This window comes from Rahnella sp. BIGb0603 (assembly GCF_024808755.1).
In the GTDB taxonomy this organism is placed as follows: Bacteria; Pseudomonadota; Gammaproteobacteria; order Enterobacterales; family Enterobacteriaceae; genus Rahnella; species Rahnella contaminans.
Window position 1 is genome coordinate 619,072 of record NZ_JANUEX010000001.1, and the last position, 17,723, is coordinate 636,794.

The window sequence follows — 17,723 nt, forward strand, 5'->3', positions numbered from 1 at the left end:
TCAGCACATGAAAAAGAAAAGAGGGACATTATGAGCAGCAAACGTCTTGGGTTTTTCACCCGACTTCTGGATAACACCAGCGCGCAGGAACGTTACCGGCTGGCGACCGAGCAAATTATTCACGCCGAGCAGCTGGGTTTCGACTCCGCGTGGGTCGCGCAGCACCATTTTCACGAAGCGGAAGGCGGCCTGCCCGCACCGCTGGTCTTCCTTGCTCAGGTCGCGGCGCATACCCGCTTTATCCGTCTCGGCACCGGCGTGATTACGCTGCCGATGGAAAATGCGCTGCGCGTGGCAGAAGACACCGCCGTGCTGGATTTACTCTCCGGCGGACGGCTTGAAATCGGGCTGGGTTCCGGCGGCACGCCGTCGTCATTTCTGCCGTTCGGCTTTGAAAGCAGCGAGCGCGGTGCGGTGTTTAGCCATAATCTGCAAACCCTGCTGACCGCCTGGCGCGGCGAACCGCTGGCGGGCACCGATAACCGGTTGTATCCGGCGGCACCGCATCTGGAAAAACGCGTCTGGCAGGCCACATTCTCGGTTGACGGCGGCGCACGTGCCGGTAAATCCGGCGACGGGCTGATGCTTTCGCGCACCCAGCCACGCCCGGCGAATGCGCCAGACCTGCGTCTCGACGAATTGCAAAACCCGATTATCGATGCCTATCTCGACGCGCTGCCGGACGGCGTTGCGCCGCGCATCATGGGCTCACGCACGGCATTTGTGACCGAAAACGGCGACGAAGCCCGCGAACTGGCGCAAAAAGGTTTACGCCGTCAGGCCGAAAATCACCGTGCCAGCGGACAGATTGTGAAAGGCGATACGCTGGATGATTACATCCGCACCTTCGACGTGCATCTTGGCACCGCGGAGCAGGTCACCGCCACGCTACAGGCCGACACCGCACTGGCCCGCGTCACCGATCTGGCGTTTCAGGTGCATTCTATCGATCCGCCGCATCCTTACATTTTGCGTTCCATTGAACTGATTGCGCGTCACGTCGCGCCAGCCCTTGGCTGGGTTCGCCGCACGCCGCAGCGCCGTGTTTCCACCTCTTCCGCCGACCCTACGCTCTCAAAGGCTGCATTTACACAGGACAACTTATGACCACTTATTCGACTGATCTGCTGGAAAAACTGGCTGAAATCGCGCCGTCTTCTGAACTGAAACAGGCACGCGACACCCGCGACGCCGCGACCCGCCACGCGCAAGGCAGTTACGATGCGCTGTTTACCGAACAGGACGGCGTGGATTTCACGCTTGCCGAGCGTCTGCGTTTAGCGCAAAACGTCGCGCGCTGGCACGGCGATTCACAGCTCACCAATCACTATTCTGAGCGTTTGCAGGATTTGCCGGACATCGACGAAACCGCCCGTCTCGACGCCGCGCTGACTCACGGCGAACGCCTGAGCTTCAAACCCGCCAGCGCCACGCCTGCACATTTACAGGCACTGAAAAAAGCGGGCTGGTCGGTGGATGCCATCGTCACGATTTCGCAGCTGATTGCTTTCGTCAGTTTCCAGAGCCGCGCGCTGCGCAGCTACCGTCTGATTGGCGGCAAACCGGTGGAAAACGCCAGCAATAAACCGGTCGGCGCCGCGTTCTGGCGCACTGAACCGAATACCCACAGCGGCCGCGACGCACCGCAGGCATTCACGCAGGAAGAGCTTGGCTGGGAACCGTGGATCCCGTCCAAAAAGCTGGAGGAATTTGATGAAGCCCAGCAGGCGATTCTGGCGAAATTTGGCCATACCGATTCCGACTATTTCCGCCTGTTAGGCCGTAACCTGCCGGTGCTTGAACAACGTACGCTGACCGACAAAGGCATTTTCTACACGTCCGGCGGCCTGCCGCGCAAAGAGCGTGAACTGGCGGCCACCGTAGCGAGCAAAATCAACGGCTGTATTTACTGTGCGTCGGTGCATTCGCGCAAAGCCAGCCAGCTTTCCAAACAAACCGAAGACGTTCAGCGGCTGATCGACACCCCGCCGGGCGGCATTCTCAGCAAGGAACAATCCCCGCGCTGGCAGGCCGAAATTGATTTCGCCGCCGCGCTCTCCGCCACGCCGCCGGTCGCCTCGCCGGAACACATTAAGGCACTGCGCGATCAGGGTTTGAACGAACTGGAAATCGTCGATCTGGCGCAGTCTGCGGCGTTCTTCGCCTGGGCAAACCGCCTGATGTTAACGCTGGGAGAACCGTTTAATGACTGATTCACAGACTTCTCAACGCCCGGTTCCGCAGCTCGATCACGTAGTGATTAACGTCGCCGAACAGCTTAACGGTGCCGAGCAGCAGTTCCGTCGTCTCGGTTTCCGGCTCACACCGCGAGGCCATCACTCGCTCGGTTCCAGCAATCATCTGGCGATTTTCGGCGAAAACTATCTGGAACTGCTCGGCTTCGAACCGGGCAATGCGCATACGCGTAAAGATCTCTGGCAGGCTCCGCTCGGCCTCACCGGTCTGGTGTGGAAAACGCAGAATTCGAACGCCGTGTTTGATCATCTGCAACAGCAAAACATCGCGGGTTCAGCACCGGCAGAATTCTTTCGCCCCGTGGCGCTCAACGACGGCACCTCGCCCAATGCACGGTTCCGCACGGTCCCGCTGGCCGCCGACCGCGTGCCCAATGGCCGCAGTTTCTTTTGCCAGCACCTGACCCCGGAACTGGTGTGGCGCACCGAGTGGCAAAACCACCCGAACGGCGTCGCGGACATCACCGGTTTTGTGATTTCCGCCGCCTCCCCGCAGGCCGCAGCGAAAGTGTACGGCGAACTGTTCGGCGCAGAAGCCTTGCAGACTAGCGCTGAAGGCGTGACATTACGCGCCGGTCGCGCAACCGTCCGGTTTGTGACGCCACAACAGGCGCAGGCCGAGTTTGGGATCGTACCTGAGGGGGAAAACGGGAGTGCGCGGATGGTCGGGTTGGAATTTGCGACCCGGTCGCTGGATGCGGTGCGCAATAGCCTGCGCGTGGGCGAAATTTCGTTTAATGACTTAACCAGCCGGGTTTTGGTTCGCGCTGCGGATTCGCTGGGAGTGGCGGTTAGTTTTAGCGAAGAATAAATTCCAGGTCGTGGGCTCGCCGCCCAAACCCGCAAAACCTTGGGTTGCCGCTCAAAACTGCAAAACCTTGGGTTGCCGTTCAAAACTGCAAAACCTTGGGTTGCCGTTCAAAACTGCAAAACCTTGGGTTGCCACCCAAACACTGCAAGACCTTGGGTTGCCACCCAAACCCGCAAGACCTTGGGCTCGCCGCCCAAACTGGCCCAAAGGGCGCGTTAACGCGCGCGCCCTCTGGACACCCGCGCTTTTCAACTGCGCGCTGCCGCTCGCTGGCTATGTTTCAGTAACTCCGGCTAGTGCCGCAAACGCCGCCGCTGCGCGGTACTTTCGCTTCGGGTTCGAACCTGCTCGGAAAAAAACCTCGCCGTTTCTCACCTCTCACTCAACGTCGTTTTGAAAGCGGCCGCAGTTTTCTAATTCGCAACCTCACCGCTGATTGTCATCAAAAAAATAAGCAGACGGTTTTACCAAAAGTTAAGTAAGAAAACAGAATGCCGTTGAATTTAGATAAGCCCCCAGCCGCTTTCAGAAAGCTTGCCGTGCGAAGAGTTTCGAGACCTGTGGCTCGAAACCGAGTAAGGGAACCGCGCAGCGGCAAGTTTTCGCGGCAATAACTGCGGCACCTGAAACATAGCCAGCGAGCGGCAGCGCGCAGTTAAAGAGCCCGGGATTCTCAAGGGTGGTGGCGATAGACCACCCTTGAGGCCGGTTTGGGTGGCAACCCAAGGTCTTGCAGCGTTTGGCCGGCGAACCCAAGGTTTTGCAGTGTTTGGGCGGCGAGCCCAAATCCCTCCCTTCAGGTGAAATAAAACCTGATCAGGTGAAAAAACACCGGTGCTGCAAAGCACAACGAATCAATGCGATCCATCATCCCACCGTGCCCCTCGATCATCGCGCCGAAATCCTTCACGCCGCGATCGCGCTTAATCGCCGACATACACAAGCCCCCGGCGAAGCCGAGTAAGGTAATGACCAGCGAAATCAGTGCGGCCTGCCACGGTGCGAACGGGGTGATCCACCACAGCAACGTCCCGACCAGCGTGGCGCTGAGGATCCCGCCGGCAAAGCCTTCAAGGGTTTTGTTCGGGCTCAGACGCGGCGCAATCGGGCGTTTGCCGAAAAGCTTGCCGAACACGTACTGCAACACATCGGAAATCTGCACCACAATCATCAGAAACAGCAGCAATTTGATGTTCTGGTTTTCATAGCCGGGAATGTTCAGCATCAGCAAGGCAGGCGCGTGGCTTATGCAGTACACCGCCAGCATCATGCTCCACTGAATTTTCGCGCTGCGTTCGAGGAAGTTGACCGTGTCTCCGGCCAGCGCCATGCGGGTGGGGATAAACAGAAACGCGTAGACCGGAATGAAGATCGCAAACGTGCCGTACCAGCGTTCGCCGACCAGCAAATATTGCAGCGGCAGCATAATGAAGAAACACCAGAACAGCGCTTCGTGGTCACCGCGCCGGGTGGGCGTCAGTGTGATGCATTCGCGCAAGGCCAGAAACGACATCACGGCAAACAGCAGCGTCGAGCCGACCGGGCCGAACCACATTGCCATCACCGATAAAATACACATCATCCACCAGGCGCGGATGCGGGCATTGAGGTTGGCGACGACCGGCGTATTACCTTTCACCAGCGCGATCAGATAGCCCAGAATGCTGGCAATCAGCAGCAGACCGAACAATCCGCACAGTAAATAAACTAACGATTTATCCTGAAAATTCATGGTGCCAGTGTCTCCAGAGCAGCCCGCACACGAAGCAGAAATTCCGCTTTCTCTTCCCCTTCCCGGATACTTTCAACCGGTTCGCCAAACGTTGCCGAACACAGAATGGGCACCACCAGACGGGAGCCTTTCGGCAGCACACGGTTGAGGTTTTCGAGATAAACAGGCACCAGTTCGACATCCGGATTCATTTTCGCGAGATGCCAGATCCCGCTTTTGAACGCCGAGATTTCCTCGCCGTTACCACGGGTGCCTTCCGGGAAAATAATCAGCGACTGGCCTTTTTTCAGAGGGTCGTTCATCAGTTCCAGCGCATTGTTCGGCTGTTCAGACTGCTTTTCAGCAGGACGCCGTTTGATCAACACCGCGTTAAACACACGACGCGCAATGTAACGGCGCAATTTAGAAGAGAGCCAGTAATCAGCCGCCGCAACCGGACGAACCTGCGGACGCAGATGACCGGGCAGGCTGGCCCAAATCACCATACCGTCGAGATGGCTGGAGTGATTGGCGTAGTAAATGCGGGCCTGTTTTTCAGGTAAAGGTGCCAGCCAGCGGGCGCGGACGCCGGTCAGCAGGCGGCAAAGCCGTACCAGAAAACCGGCCACCAGCCGGCCATCCAGCGGTAATTTAGTGCGAGGTTCCATCGTTATCTCCCTCAGTTCCGGCCTTTTCATGCAGTTCACGCAAAATACGTGAACCGCGACGCCAGCAGGTCACCAGTGCGCCGAGCGTAATGATCACCAGACAACTCAGCAGCAGGAGTTGCCCCCACTGCGACGGCAGGAAAATCGCAATCACCGCGCCCGCACACAGAATCGCCATGCGGTGCTGTTTTGCCATCGGCCCGAGAAATTGCTGTTTCAGCCCGCAGGTTCCGCCCAGCAGACGCAAATACGCCGTCATCAGCGCCAGCAGCGCCGCAATCCAGCCCAGCGTGACGGCCTCCGGCATCGCCACCAGACCATAACCGACGCCCGCCAGAATCAGCGTATCGGAAACACGATCCGGTAATTCGTTGTAAACGGGTCCCGCCGGGCTGGCCATGCCGCCTTCCACCGCCACCATGCCGTCGAGCAGGTTACAGATGAGCCGCCCCTGAATCATCAGCGCCGCCAGCAGGAGAAGAAATCCACGCCCGAAAGCCGTTTCACAATAAAATGCCAGCAGAAAACACAGCCAGGACACCAGCGCAAAACCCATGCTGGCCACGGAAATCTGATTCGGCGTAATGCCTTTATTCTTTAACCAGACCGCGCTGTTTTTGGCCCAACGTTTATCCCGGGTGGCGATCGGCCGCCGGTCCTTGAGATCTAAGTCCATAAATAATATCCCTTTATTACTGAAAACTGATGACCCTGATTTCTATAAGCCTTTGTAAGGCATCCAGATAATAGTGAAGTTGCCTGCGCGGTGAAATGTTTTTGTTCAGCCCTCACCCTGAAACGTTCCTGGCCGCTTATGCCGGTTTGAGCATTCCTTAGATCTTTTAATTGGTTGATTAAATCACACAATATGTTAAAACTCTGCTACACCGCATTTTAGACGGCTAAACGTCTGAAGCTCCACATCCCCCGTTTAGAAGGCCAACGTCCAGTGACCGCTTCCCGTCTTGAGATGCGCAACATCTCGATTTCATTTGCCGGTTTTCCCGCGCTTCGCCAGGTAGATTTTACGCTGGAAGGCGGATCCGTCCATGCGCTGGTCGGTGCGAACGGCGCCGGAAAATCGACGCTGATGGCTGTGCTTTCCGGCACGCACGATCATTACACCGGGCAGATCACCATCGACGGCGAGCCGGTGAACATTAAACTCCCGCACCACGCGCGCGCTCACGGCATTCATCTGGTCCAGCAGGAAGTGGATGTCGCGCTGGTGCCGACGCTGAATGTCGCCGAAAACATCATGCTGGACCGGCTTTCCGAGCCCGGACATTTGCATAACTGGCCGCGTTTATACCGTCAGGCGCAGCGGCTGACCGAACAGCTTGGCCTGAACATCAGCCTGAAAGCCCGTATCGAAAACTGCACGCTGGCCGAGAAACAGCTGATTTTGCTGGCGCGCGCGTTGTCGCATAAATGCCGTTTCCTGATCCTCGATGAACCGACCGCGCCGCTCGATCAGGCGGAAAGCGCCCGTCTGTTTGCACTGGTGCGTAAGCTGAAAGACGCGGGCATGGCGGTGGTCTTTATCTCCCACCGCATTCATGAACTGCGCGAAATCTGCGACCGCATGACGGTGCTGCGCGACGGTCGTCTGGTCAGCGATGACAGCATGGACGGCCTGAGCAACGAGCAGATAATCGAGAAAATGATCGGCCATCAGCTCGATGATATTTATCCGCCACGCCGTCCGCCGCACAGCGGCGAAACGCTGCTGCGCATTCACGGCATGCACGACAAAGACAAACTGCGTGATATTTCACTGCGCCTGCATCGCGGTGAGATCCTCGGCATTGCCGGGCTGGCCGGTGCCGGAAAAACCGAGCTGTGCAAAGCGTTGTTTGGCGCGACGCCCAGCCAGGTCGAAAGTGGTGAGCTGAACGGCAAACCGTGGAAGCCGAAAGAACCGCATCTTTCCGTCGAACAGGGTCTGGCATTAGTGCCGGAAGAACGGCGCAAGGAAGGGATTTTCATTGATGAAAATATCCCGATGAACCTCAGCGTCACCGCTGACGATTCGTTTTCGCGCTGGAGTATTTTCAGTAAACGCCAGTCGCTGTCGTGGGCGAAAGACATTATCAGCCGTTTAGGCATTCGCGCTTCCGGGCCGATGCAGAAGCTGGCGAGGCTTTCCGGTGGTAACCAGCAAAAAGTGGCTATCGGAAAATGGCTGCGCAGTGAGAGTCAGGTGTTGATTTTTGACGAACCGACCAAAGGCGTGGACATCAAGGCCAAAACGGACGTGTTCAGGCTGATTGACGGCCTGGCGCAACAGGGAAAAGGCATTATTTATGCTTCCGGTGAGTTCGCCGAACTGGTCGGTTTATGCGACCGCATTCTGGTGTTATGGGATGGCCGCATCGTGGCCGAACTGGACGCCGCAGACGTCGACGAAGAAACCTTATTAGTCTATTCAACCGGAGGAACACCCGCGTGAGCAAAGCCGTGGTGAGTAAAGAAAGTACATTGGCAGCGGGTCAGCCCTGGCGTCATCAGTTGTTCGAATTTTTGTATAAATGGGGCATGTTGCTGACCGTTGTGCTGCTGATCGCCGGTTTTGGCGTAGCCTCGGACAACTTCCTCGAGCCGTCGAACATCATCAACATTCTGCGTTCCATCGCCATCGTGACGGTGATTGCCATCGGCGTATCGATTTCACTTTCGGTCGGCGGCTTTGATTTGTCGGTCGGTTCAACGGCGTCGCTCGCCAATGCGCTGGTGATTTCGATGTTCGTCTGGCACGGGTTTGGCACCACCGAAGCGATTCTGATCACGCTCGCGCTGTGTACGCTGGTGGGCCTGTTTAACGCCTTCCTGATTGTTATCCTGAAAATCCCCGACATGCTCGCCACCCTCGCCAGCCTGTTTGTGATTCAGGGCGCGGCGATGACCTACAGTTACGGCGGTTCCATCACGGAGAACATGCTTCTGCCAAGCGGCGACATGGCAGAAGGCACGGTACCTGCGGTATTCAGCCTGCTCGGTCAGGTGCCGGTGATTGTGATCGTGATGGCGGTCGTGACCATTGCGGTACAATTGTTTATGTCGCTGACCAAACATGGCCGCCGTATGTACGCCATCGGCGGCAACCCGCTGGCCGCGCGCCTCGCGGGGATCCGCACCGCGCGTTACCGCGTGATTGCGTACGTGATTTCTTCGGTTCTGGCGGGCGCAGGCGGCATTTTGCTGGCGTCACGTATCGGTTCTTCGCAGGTGAATGCCGGTGGCGGTTATCTGATGGACGCCGTTGCCGCCGCGTATATCGGTTTCTCGCTGGCCGGTTCCGGCAAGCCGAATGCGCTGGGAACCTTGCTGGGCGCAGTGATTCTGGGCGTGCTGTCAAACGGGCTGGTGATGCTGTCGGTGCCGTACTACGCGATGGATATTATCAAAGGGCTGGTGTTGGCGGTGGCGCTGGCGCTGACGTACATACAGAAGCGGTAGGTCGCCTGAACGGGCTTTGCGTTTTTAAACGGAAAAGGATCGAGGAAGTTTCGGTTTTTCAATAGCAGTGATCACATGGCTTTTCGCGCCGACACCGACCAGAGAGGCCCGGGACGGGGCCTCTCTGGACTCTCCGCGTCTTTTTACAACACGCGCTATCGCCCGCTGGCTATGTTTCAGAAGCCACAGCTAGTGCCGCGAAAACTTGCCGCTGCGCGGTTCCCTTTCTCGGTTTCGAGCCACAGGTCTCGAAACGCTTCGCGCGGCAAGCTTTCTGAAAGCGGCCAGAGGCTTATTTAAATTCAAAATCAGGCTGGTTCTAATCTTTTAGAAAAGGCAATTTGGCGCGCTCAGAAATTTTGCTGACCGAGGGGTCGAGACCGCAGGCTCGAAGCCCTCGAGGAAGGAACCGCGCAGCGGCAAGATTTCGCGCCACACGCCGTAGTAACAGAACACGTCAGTCGACCTAGCGATAGCGCGCAGTGAAAGAGCCCGGGGGGTCTTGGGGGGTGGCGGCGATAGGCCGCCCCCCAAGTCGGTGTGGGCCGACGCCCACGACCTTGAATTTGAAGTTGAAGTTGAAGTTGGCTTTAAAGTATTTATGTGAGTACCTTAAACATCACACTCGTCGACTCCAGCACGCCTCCCGTCGACATTGCATACTGCGGAATGATCCCGCTCAGCGTAAACCCCTGATTTTCATACAGCGTCTGCGCCGGACTGCCCGTAACGGTATCCAGCACCAGCAGGGTTTTGCCCTCTTCACGCGCCAGCGCTTCCACCGCATCCATCAGCTTTTTCGCCACGCCTTTACGGCGCCCTTCCGGATGGACCATCAGTTTCACCACGTCGCCGCGATGGAGGCCGTTGCCCGGTTGATCGACCACCAGCTGGACGGTGCCGATGATTTTTCCGGCTTCGCGGGCGACCAGAAGACGCTTTTCGCCACGCTCAAAAGCAGGCAATAATTTTTGCCAGAACGCCTGCGCCTGCACAAACCCGAACGGCAGAATGAACCCGATGCTTGCGCCGAGCGCCACCGACTGCATCAGGGTTTCTGCCAGCGCGTCCAGATCCACCTCCGGCAATACGCCACCCTGCACTTCACTTATCACGACTTCTCTGCCGTTTTGCATAATGATGCTCCTGTTCTGTCAGATTTAAGGACGTGAAATCACAATGGCGTAGCGGGCATCCGCCGGGCCGGGAACGTGGAATGACGAGGTGCCGTGAAGATGGAAACGCAGGCAATCTCCGGCCTCAAGCCGGTAAGTGCGTGAAGCGAGCGTGAACTCCAGTATGCCTTCCAGCATCCAGATATGCTGCTCGAGGCCGTCCACCGGCGGGGAATCATACGAAATCGTGGCACCGGCTTTTAACGTGCCGGAGATCAGTTCGGCGCGAAAACCCGGTGCGGGCGGGGAAACCGAACGGCGCGCAAAACCGGTTTCGCGGTCATGCCACACCGGCTGCTGCGCGGCGCGGATAAGCTCCGGCGGGTTATCCTCCAGCGCCATCAGCAGGCGCGAGGTGGTCAGCCCGTACGCCGCACTCAGTTTGCCCAGCAGCGACGCGGTCGGGCTGGTTTCTGCACGCTCCACGCGGGAAAGCGTTGCCCGGCTGATGCCCGTGCGTTGCGCCAGTTGTTCCAGCGACCAGCCCTGGCTGACGCGTAATTCTGCCAGCCGTTCGGCCAGACGCAGATCGTGACTGTCCTGCCCTTCTTCCATTTCGTTCCCCTTGAAAATTCTCAATACAGGGAAAATATCTCTCATTTGAGAAATGCGCAAGTTAAAATAATGTAAGCAGAAAGTATTAGCTAAGTTGTACAAAAATAATAAAGTTGTACAGCTTTCAGATCAGGCGCTAGAGTTACGATAAGTTGGATGAATATTTTTGGATTTAACTATGTCTCTTTACAGCATCGGCGAAGTCGCCCGAATTTGTGGTATCAACCCGGTCACGCTTCGCGCATGGCAACGCCGCTATGGTTTGCTTAAACCGCAGCGCACCGAAGGCGGCCACCGCCTCTTTAACGATGATGATCTCGACACCATCCGCACCATTCTGGGCTGGATCAATCGCGGCATTCCCGTCGGCCAGGTGAAATCCCTGCTGGAAGGCAAAGTCGAGGCACTGCCCGGCGGCTGGTCGCAGGGCGAACACCGTCTTCTGACCGCGCTTCAGGACGGACGCAGCAACAAAGTGCGTCAGCTGATTATCGAACTGGGGCGGGAATATCCGGCGGCCTCGTTTGTGAATAATATTTTGCGCCCGTTGCGTGAGCGCCTGAGTTCCGGCGATTCACGGCTGCTGATGATGCGCAGCCAGCTCGACGGACTGATCATCGAGCACGCCGTGATGTGTATGAATGCCGCACGTAAACGGCCGGGAACCCCGGCAACGCTGACCGGCTGGGGGCACACCGACAGCACCGAGCTGTGGCTCGAAGCCATTGTGCGTTGCGAAGAAGGTATGCAGGTTGAAATCCTGCCGGTTCCGCTGGATGAGCCACATCTGGAAAACCTCAGCGGCTCGCAAATATTGTTGTGGTCGGAAGGCAAGCTCACGCAGATCCAGCGCCAGCGCCTTCTGAACTGGGTGGAACAAGGGCTTTCGATCATTCTTCTGGGCAGCTCGGCGGTCATTCTCAGCGCCGGAGAAGACGAACCTCACGAAGAGTCTGAGCCGGCGCTTTTGCCGCATGACGAAAGTCACACCATTCTCCAGATGGTGCCTTTGCGCAAAGAAGGAAAAAAATAATGATTAAACATTTTCCTGAGCCCGCCATTGCTCCCGACGTTTTGTCGCGGCTTTGCGAATTTTATCATCAGCTTGAGATGAGCCAGCTGCCGCAGCTTTCACGCATCTATCACCCGCATGTGGTGTTTATCGATCCGGTTTCGCATTACGACGGCGTGGACGCGCTCGAGCGCTATTTCTCGCAGTTGCTCAGGAAAGTGAATTATTGCCGCTTTGAAATTCAGCCCCCGCTGTTGCAGGGCGACGAAGCATCCCTGTTCTGGCAGATGGAGTTTTCCCATCCTGCCCTGAAAAAAGGCCAGCCGATGTTTCTCCACGGCGCGAGCCATATCCGCCTGCACGATAACCGCGTCATTTATCAGCGTGATTATTACGATCTCGGCGCGATGCTGTATGAGCATCTGCCGGTGCTCGGCGGCGCCGTCCGCGTAGTCAAAGCCAGGTTGAAATAATGCGCCGCGTTCTGATTACCGGTGCCAGTTCAGGTATCGGAAAACAGCTGGCACAGGATTACGCCGCCGAAGGCTGGGAAGTGACGGCGTGCGGTCGCAGCCTGGAAAAACTGATCAGTACGGCAGCCGCCAGTCCGCTGATTATTCCGCTGTGTTTTGATATCACCGATTTGGCCGCCACGCGTCAGGCGTTACACGACGTACAGGCCGATTTAGTGATTCTGTGCGCCGGAACCTGTGAATACCTGGATAACGGCGTGGTGGAAGCCGAAAAAGTTGCCCGCGTGATGAACGCCAATTTCATCGGCCCGGTCAATTGCCTGGACGCCCTGCTGCCGGGTTTAGCAGCCGGAAGTCGCGTGGCGATCGTCGGTTCCACCGCCTGGCTTTTGCCCTTTTCGCGCAGTGAAGCGTATGGCGCATCGAAAGCCGCGCTGGCCTTTTTCGCACGTTCACTGAGCGTCGATCTGGCTCCGCGTCAGATTCACATTTCGCTGATCCAGCCGGGATTTGTGGAAACACCGCTGACGGCGCGAAACAATTTTCCGATGCCGATGATGGTGACCGTCACGCAGGCTTCTCAGCACATTCGAAAAAAACTGGCGCGCGGTGCCAGTGAAATTGCATTCCCGCCGCTTTTTGCCGGTTTCCTCAGGGTGGCATCTTTGCTGCCGGTGAGTCTGCAAAAATGGTTATGTCGGAAAATGGTGAAATGAAAATGACAATAAAAGTGGCGATCGTGGGAAGCGGCATTTCGGGCCTGAGCTGTGCGTGGATGCTGGCGAAAAGCCAGCCCGGCTGCGAGATCACGGTTTTCGAATCGTCGGCAACCTTAGGCGGGCATACTGCCACGCAGGACGTGATTTCAGACGGCAAAGCCTACGCCATCGACACCGGTTTTATTGTCTACAACTCGCGGACGTATCCGCATTTCATCGCCCTTTTGCGCGAGCTGGGCATTGAAGGCCAGCCGACGGAAATGAGTTTTTCCGTGCGCAATCCGGCCAGCAAGCTTGAATATAACGGGCATTCGCTCAACAGCCTGTTTGCCCAGCGCCGCAATCTGTTCAGGCCGCAATTCTGGCGCTTCATTTTCGAGATCCTGCGCTTTAATAAACTCTGCAAGGCGCGCCTGCTGAATCCACACAATGACGAAGATACACTGGCCGATTTGCTCGATCAAAATGGCTTTTCGCCGTTTTTCGCACTGCATTATGTGTTGCCGATGGGCGCGGCGATCTGGTCGTCCTCGCTGGGCGACATGGCGAATTTTCCGCTGTCGATGTTCCTGCGATTCTTTGATAACCACGGGCTGCTCGATGTGACAAATCGTCCGCAATGGAGGGTGGTGCCGGGCGGTTCGCGTGAATATATCCGCCGCTTACAGGCGCGGTTACCCGCCAGTGTGAAACTGCTGACGGACGCTCCGGTGACTAAAGTCATCCGTTCTTCTTGCGGCGTGGTTGTGCATTACGCGCAGGGCGAAGCGCATTTCGATCAGGTGATTTTCGCCTGCCATTCGGATGAAGCACTGGCGATTTTGGGCGAACAGGCCACGGCCGATGAGCGCGGCATTCTCGGTGAGCTGCCTTATCAGGCCAACGACGTGATTCTGCATACCGATACCCGCCTGCTGCCGCGTGAAAAACGCGCCTGGGCGAGCTGGAATTATCAGTTGCCGAATACCGTTAGTGACGCGCTGCGCGGGGATATGCGTGATGGCAATCCGTCAAACATGCGCCGTGCCAGCGTGACGTACAACATGAACATTTTGCAGGGGCTGGACGCGCCGAAAACCTTCTGCGTTTCGCTCAATCCGCTCACGCCGGTTGACGGCAGCAAAGTCCTGTTCCGCGCGACCTATATGCATCCGGTGCTGAACGTCGCCAGCCATCATGCGCAGCAGCAGCGTTACCGGATCAACGGCGTCAACCGCACCTGGTTCTGCGGCGCTTACTGGTACAACGGTTTCCATGAAGACGGCGTCAACAGCGCCCGCGACGTGGCCGAACAGCTGACCCTGCAACTTGAACGCGAAGACACCGCCGGGCAGGCCGAACGGGAGGCGTCATGAACAGCACGTTGTACGTCGGTACCGTGCGCCACCGGCGGTTTACGCCGGTCGAACACCGTTTCGATTACGACATTTTCATGCCGCTGATTGATCTCGATGAGCTGGAACAACTGCCTGCACTCGGCGTAAAGCTGGAACGTTTTTCGCCGGCCAGCTTTCGCCGAAAAGATTATCTGGGCGGCGGCGACATCAAAACCAAAGCGCAGGAAAGAATTGCCGAACTGACCGGCGATCGCCCTGACGGACGGGTAATGTTGCTTTGTCAGTTATGTTATTTCGGCTGTTATTTCAATCCGGTCAATTTCTACTACCTTTATGATAAGACCGGAATTTTGCGCTGGATGCTGGCCGAGGTGCGGAACACGCCCTGGAATGAACGCCACACCTACGCCGTGCTGCCCGACGGTTCGCAGCCGGTCCCGAAAGCCTTCCATGTGTCGCCTTTTAATCCGATGGACATGGTCTATCACTGGCGTCTGACATCCCCGGGAAAAGAATTACATATCACTATCGAAAATCACCGTAAAGAACGGGAATTCGATGCTGCCCTGTCGCTGACTGCCCGCCCGCTGACCCGCGACGCGTTGCGCCAGCAATTATGGCGGCTGCCTCTCATGACCGCGAAAACCGCCCTGACGATTTACTGGCAGGCGCTAAAACTGTGGCTGAAACGGGCACCTGTTTATTCTCATCCTCCCGTTGATAAGGACTGACCATGAGCCAACCCGAAGTGCAATTCGCCCGCGAAGGGGCGATGAACCGGCGCAGCAAGGCTGCACGCGCACTGATTCTCGGCGTATTAAAAAATCTGAATGGCGCCGGGTTAACGCTGCGTGAACCGGGTGAAGATGCGGTCTTTTTTGGCGACGCGACAGCCCCTTTGCAGGGCGAAATTGAAGTTCACAATCTGCGGGCTTACCGGCGGGTTTTGCTCGGAGGAAGCATCGCGGCGGGCGAAAGTTTTATTGATGGCGACTGGACGACGCCCAATCTGACGGCGGTTCTGCAACTGCTGGCCGAAAACATGAAGCTGGTGGATAAAATCGAAGCGCGGCTGAGCTGGCTGAGTACGCCGCTGAACAGGCTGATTCACTTATTCCGCCGCAACAGCCCGACGCAGGCGCGCAAAAATATCTCCGCGCATTACGATCTCGGTAACGATTTTTATCAGGGCTTTCTGGATGAGCAAATGCTCTATTCATCTGCCTGGTATCAGACACCGCAGATGTCGCTGGAACAGGCGCAGGAAGCCAAAATGCGCCGCTTGTGCGAACAACTGCAACTGCATGCGGGCGATCATCTGCTGGAAATCGGTACCGGCTGGGGCGCGATGGCAGAGTTTGCCGCCCGTGAATACGGCTGCAAAGTGACGACCACCACTATTTCCCGCGAGCAGTTCCGCTACGCCAGCCAACGCATTGCGAATGCCGGGCTGAGCGACCGCGTGACGGTGTTATTTGAAGATTACCGCTCGCTCGACGGCCAGTACGACAAGCTGGTTTCCATCGAAATGATCGAAGCCGTCGGGAAACGCTACCTTTCCACCTTCTTCAAACGCTGCAATGCCCTGCTAAAACCACAGGGACGGCTGGCGATCCAGGCAATCACCATTGCCGATCAGCGTTACGCGACGTACAGCCGCAAAGTCGATTTTATTCAGCGCTACGTTTTTCCCGGCGGTTTTCTGCCGTCTATCACCGCCATGAATGAAACGATGACCCGTTATACCGGCCTGGTGGTGCGCGACTTGTTCGACATCGGTTTTGATTACGCCCGCACGCTGCACGAATGGCGCGAACGGGTACAGCGTTACTGGAATGCTCAACCGGACGGCGTTCAGGACGAACATTTCCGCCGCCTGTGGCTGTTTTACCTGTGCTACTGCGAGGCCGGATTCCGCGCCCGTACCATCAGCACCGTACAGCTTATCGCCGAGCGACGCGGATGAAATCGTGGCGGTTCTGGCTGCTGACGCTGGGCTTTGATGTCTGGTGGACACTGGCAGTCCGGGGACGCGATCAGTTTATCTTTTTTCTGCTGATCAGCAGCTTTCTGATGCTGGCGTTTACGCCTTCGCATCGACGTTTATGGGTGGCGGTCGTTTGCACGCTGGGCATCATGCTTGATTCGCTGTGGTGTATTTTGGGTCTGTTGGAATTTACAGATTCGCAGGCTGTTCCGCCGTGGATGATGGCGCTCTGGCTGGGGTTCAGCGCGTGGTGGCTGTGGCTGCTTGGCGTAATACGCCTTGCGTGGTACTGGCTGATCCCGCTCGGCGCGGTCAGCGGGCCGCTGGCGTATTTCCTCGGTATGCAGCTCGGCGCCATGCAGCTCATCGCCGCACCGGTTTACGTCTGGCTGGCGCTCGCCGCCGGATGGGCGGTTTTCCTGCCGCTGGTCAGTCTGCCGGTATTGTTCCGTAACACACGGAGAACCTGATGAAACGTTTTTTACTGCTGGCAATACCGCTGCTGTTTTCATTCTCTGCTATCGCCGCCACACCGTGGGATCACTGGCGGCAGGTGGGACGCGCCACGCTGAACTGGGGACCGTTTGAAGTTTACAACTCACAGCTGCTGACGCCGGAAGGCCATTATCAGGCGCAAAAATGGCCACAGGCGTTAGTGATCGACTATCTGCGCAGCATTGATCGCGAGGAACTGACCAAAGCCACGGAAGAGCAATGGCAGGCACTCGGACTGCTGGAACAGGCGCGGAAAAATGACTGGCTGAACCGCGTTGAAAAGATCTGGCCGGACGTCAGTAACGGCAGCGAAATCGTTTTTCTGGCTGATGAGAACGGTGGCCAGTTTTACAGCCGCGCGCCCAACAGCGTGCTGATTCAACCCATCGGCGAACCGTTCAACCCGGCGTTTCGCGACGCATTCCTGGCCATCTGGCTTTCACCCGCCACGCAATATCCTGATTTACGCAGCAAGCTCATCGGCGCGACGGCGTCCGATTAATGTTCATTCGACCGGAGGTTTTATGACTGCCCTGCGCAAAATGCTTCTTCCCCTTCTGGCGGCCTGCGCGCTGCTGCTGACCAGTTGCAGTGCCAGTATCAAAGATTATGCGCAAGCGCAGCCAGCGCTGGATATCTTCACCTATTTTGCCGGTGATACCGTGGCATACGGCATGGTGCAGGATTACAGCCATAAACAGACCCGGCGTTTTACCGCCAAAATTCAGGGTGACGTGGTGGCGGATACGCTGACGCTGCACGAGGATTTTGTATATGACGACGGCGAGAAACAGACCCGCGTCTGGCGCATCCGGAAACTCGCAGATGGCCGTTATACCGGTACGACGGGTGACATTATCGGCACCGCGACCGGGCAATCGGCCGGAAATGCGTTCAACTGGAAATATGTGATGGACGTTAAATCAGGCGGCAGCACGTACCGCCTGACCTTCGACGACTGGATTTATCAGCAGGACAAACAGCATCTGTTTAACGTCACATCGCTGAGAAAATTCGGCGTCGAAGTGGCGCGTGTGACGCTGTTCTTTGAGAAGAAGTGAGGGTG

19 protein-coding genes are annotated in these 17,723 nt (G+C 57.1%); 14 read left to right on the forward strand and 5 right to left on the reverse strand.

What is annotated here, in order from left to right; translation table 11 throughout:
• Positions 1 to 30 precede the first annotated feature (30 nt).
• From M2403_RS02905 to M2403_RS02915, 3 genes are read left to right on the forward strand one after another with little or no spacing between them, the layout of a single operon-like run.
• Complete coding sequence (locus M2403_RS02905; RefSeq protein ID WP_259228533.1) at positions 31 to 1,107, forward strand: putative FMN-dependent luciferase-like monooxygenase; 1,077 nt, start codon at positions 31 to 33, stop codon at positions 1,105 to 1,107.
• Positions 1,104 to 2,213, forward strand: coding sequence for an alkylhydroperoxidase domain protein (locus M2403_RS02910; protein WP_152325544.1), 1,110 nt, complete (start codon positions 1,104 to 1,106; stop codon positions 2,211 to 2,213). The genes M2403_RS02905 and M2403_RS02910 overlap by 4 nt, the downstream gene beginning before the upstream one ends.
• The gene (locus M2403_RS02915; protein WP_259228534.1) at positions 2,206 to 3,066 is read left to right on the forward strand and encodes a VOC family protein; all 861 of its coding nucleotides are present in this window, start codon (positions 2,206 to 2,208) and stop codon (positions 3,064 to 3,066) included. The genes M2403_RS02910 and M2403_RS02915 overlap by 8 nt, the downstream gene beginning before the upstream one ends.
• Before the next feature lie 796 nt (positions 3,067 to 3,862).
• On the opposite strand, the gene M2403_RS02920 is transcribed toward M2403_RS02915, so the two are convergent.
• The 3 genes from M2403_RS02920 to M2403_RS02930 are packed head-to-tail and all read right to left on the reverse strand — an operon-like array spanning position 3,863 to position 6,121.
• Complete coding sequence (locus M2403_RS02920) at positions 3,863 to 4,798, reverse strand: phosphatidate cytidylyltransferase (protein WP_152325542.1); 936 nt, start codon at positions 4,796 to 4,798, stop codon at positions 3,863 to 3,865.
• Positions 4,795 to 5,445, reverse strand: coding sequence for a 1-acyl-sn-glycerol-3-phosphate acyltransferase (locus M2403_RS02925; protein ID WP_259228535.1), 651 nt, complete (start codon positions 5,443 to 5,445; stop codon positions 4,795 to 4,797). The genes M2403_RS02920 and M2403_RS02925 overlap by 4 nt, the downstream gene beginning before the upstream one ends.
• Positions 5,429 to 6,121, reverse strand: coding sequence for a CDP-alcohol phosphatidyltransferase family protein (locus M2403_RS02930; RefSeq protein WP_259228536.1), 693 nt, complete (start codon positions 6,119 to 6,121; stop codon positions 5,429 to 5,431). Before M2403_RS02930 ends, M2403_RS02925 begins: the two co-directional genes overlap by 17 nt.
• A gap of 294 nt (positions 6,122 to 6,415) precedes the next feature.
• Between M2403_RS02930 and M2403_RS02935 the strand changes: the two genes are divergently transcribed.
• Positions 6,416 to 7,897, forward strand: a complete 1,482-nt coding sequence (locus tag M2403_RS02935; RefSeq protein WP_152326323.1) for a sugar ABC transporter ATP-binding protein — start codon at positions 6,416 to 6,418, stop codon at positions 7,895 to 7,897.
• 11 nt (positions 7,898 to 7,908) lie between these two features.
• The gene (locus M2403_RS02940) at positions 7,909 to 8,904 is read left to right on the forward strand and encodes an ABC transporter permease (protein ID WP_152326322.1); all 996 of its coding nucleotides are present in this window, start codon (positions 7,909 to 7,911) and stop codon (positions 8,902 to 8,904) included.
• A 599-nt stretch (positions 8,905 to 9,503) separates the two neighbouring features.
• Here M2403_RS02940 and M2403_RS02945 read toward each other — a convergent pair.
• Both M2403_RS02945 and M2403_RS02950 read right to left on the reverse strand, forming a co-directional pair.
• On the reverse strand, positions 9,504 to 10,040 hold the full coding sequence (locus M2403_RS02945) for a GNAT family N-acetyltransferase (RefSeq protein ID WP_259228537.1): 537 nt from the start codon (positions 10,038 to 10,040) through the stop codon (positions 9,504 to 9,506).
• Between the two features lie 24 nt (positions 10,041 to 10,064).
• Positions 10,065 to 10,634 (reverse strand): helix-turn-helix domain-containing protein, encoded by a 570-nt coding sequence (locus tag M2403_RS02950; protein ID WP_152325538.1) that lies wholly within the window; start codon positions 10,632 to 10,634, stop codon positions 10,065 to 10,067.
• Positions 10,635 to 10,812: 178 nt separating this feature from the next.
• On the opposite strand from M2403_RS02950, the gene M2403_RS02955 reads away from it, so the two are divergent.
• From M2403_RS02955 to M2403_RS02995, 9 genes are read left to right on the forward strand one after another with little or no spacing between them, the layout of a single operon-like run.
• Positions 10,813 to 11,667, forward strand: a complete 855-nt coding sequence (locus M2403_RS02955) for a MerR family transcriptional regulator (RefSeq protein WP_152325537.1) — start codon at positions 10,813 to 10,815, stop codon at positions 11,665 to 11,667.
• Entirely contained in the window at positions 11,667 to 12,119 is a 453-nt protein-coding gene (locus tag M2403_RS02960) for a nuclear transport factor 2 family protein (RefSeq protein WP_165059559.1), read from the forward strand. The genes M2403_RS02955 and M2403_RS02960 overlap by 1 nt, the downstream gene beginning before the upstream one ends.
• Entirely contained in the window at positions 12,119 to 12,835 is a 717-nt protein-coding gene (locus tag M2403_RS02965; RefSeq protein WP_152325535.1) for an SDR family NAD(P)-dependent oxidoreductase, read from the forward strand. Before M2403_RS02960 ends, M2403_RS02965 begins: the two co-directional genes overlap by 1 nt.
• Before the next feature lie 2 nt (positions 12,836 to 12,837).
• The gene (locus M2403_RS02970) at positions 12,838 to 14,193 is read left to right on the forward strand and encodes an NAD(P)/FAD-dependent oxidoreductase (RefSeq protein ID WP_259228657.1); all 1,356 of its coding nucleotides are present in this window, start codon (positions 12,838 to 12,840) and stop codon (positions 14,191 to 14,193) included.
• Positions 14,190 to 14,906: a DUF1365 domain-containing protein gene (locus M2403_RS02975; protein ID WP_259228538.1), complete on the forward strand. Its 717-nt coding sequence runs from the start codon at positions 14,190 to 14,192 to the stop codon at positions 14,904 to 14,906. Before M2403_RS02970 ends, M2403_RS02975 begins: the two co-directional genes overlap by 4 nt.
• Before the next feature lie 2 nt (positions 14,907 to 14,908).
• Positions 14,909 to 16,141 carry a cyclopropane-fatty-acyl-phospholipid synthase family protein gene (locus tag M2403_RS02980; RefSeq protein ID WP_152325532.1) on the forward strand — a complete coding sequence of 411 codons (1,233 nt, stop codon included), beginning with the start codon at positions 14,909 to 14,911 and terminating at the stop codon, positions 16,139 to 16,141.
• Entirely contained in the window at positions 16,138 to 16,632 is a 495-nt protein-coding gene (locus M2403_RS02985) for a DUF2878 domain-containing protein (protein ID WP_259228539.1), read from the forward strand. The genes M2403_RS02980 and M2403_RS02985 overlap by 4 nt, the downstream gene beginning before the upstream one ends.
• Positions 16,632 to 17,159: a hypothetical protein gene (locus tag M2403_RS02990; RefSeq protein ID WP_152325530.1), complete on the forward strand. Its 528-nt coding sequence runs from the start codon at positions 16,632 to 16,634 to the stop codon at positions 17,157 to 17,159. The genes M2403_RS02985 and M2403_RS02990 overlap by 1 nt, the downstream gene beginning before the upstream one ends.
• Before the next feature lie 22 nt (positions 17,160 to 17,181).
• Entirely contained in the window at positions 17,182 to 17,718 is a 537-nt protein-coding gene (locus tag M2403_RS02995) for a DUF3833 domain-containing protein (RefSeq protein WP_259228540.1), read from the forward strand.
• Positions 17,719 to 17,723: the final 5 nt, after the last annotated feature.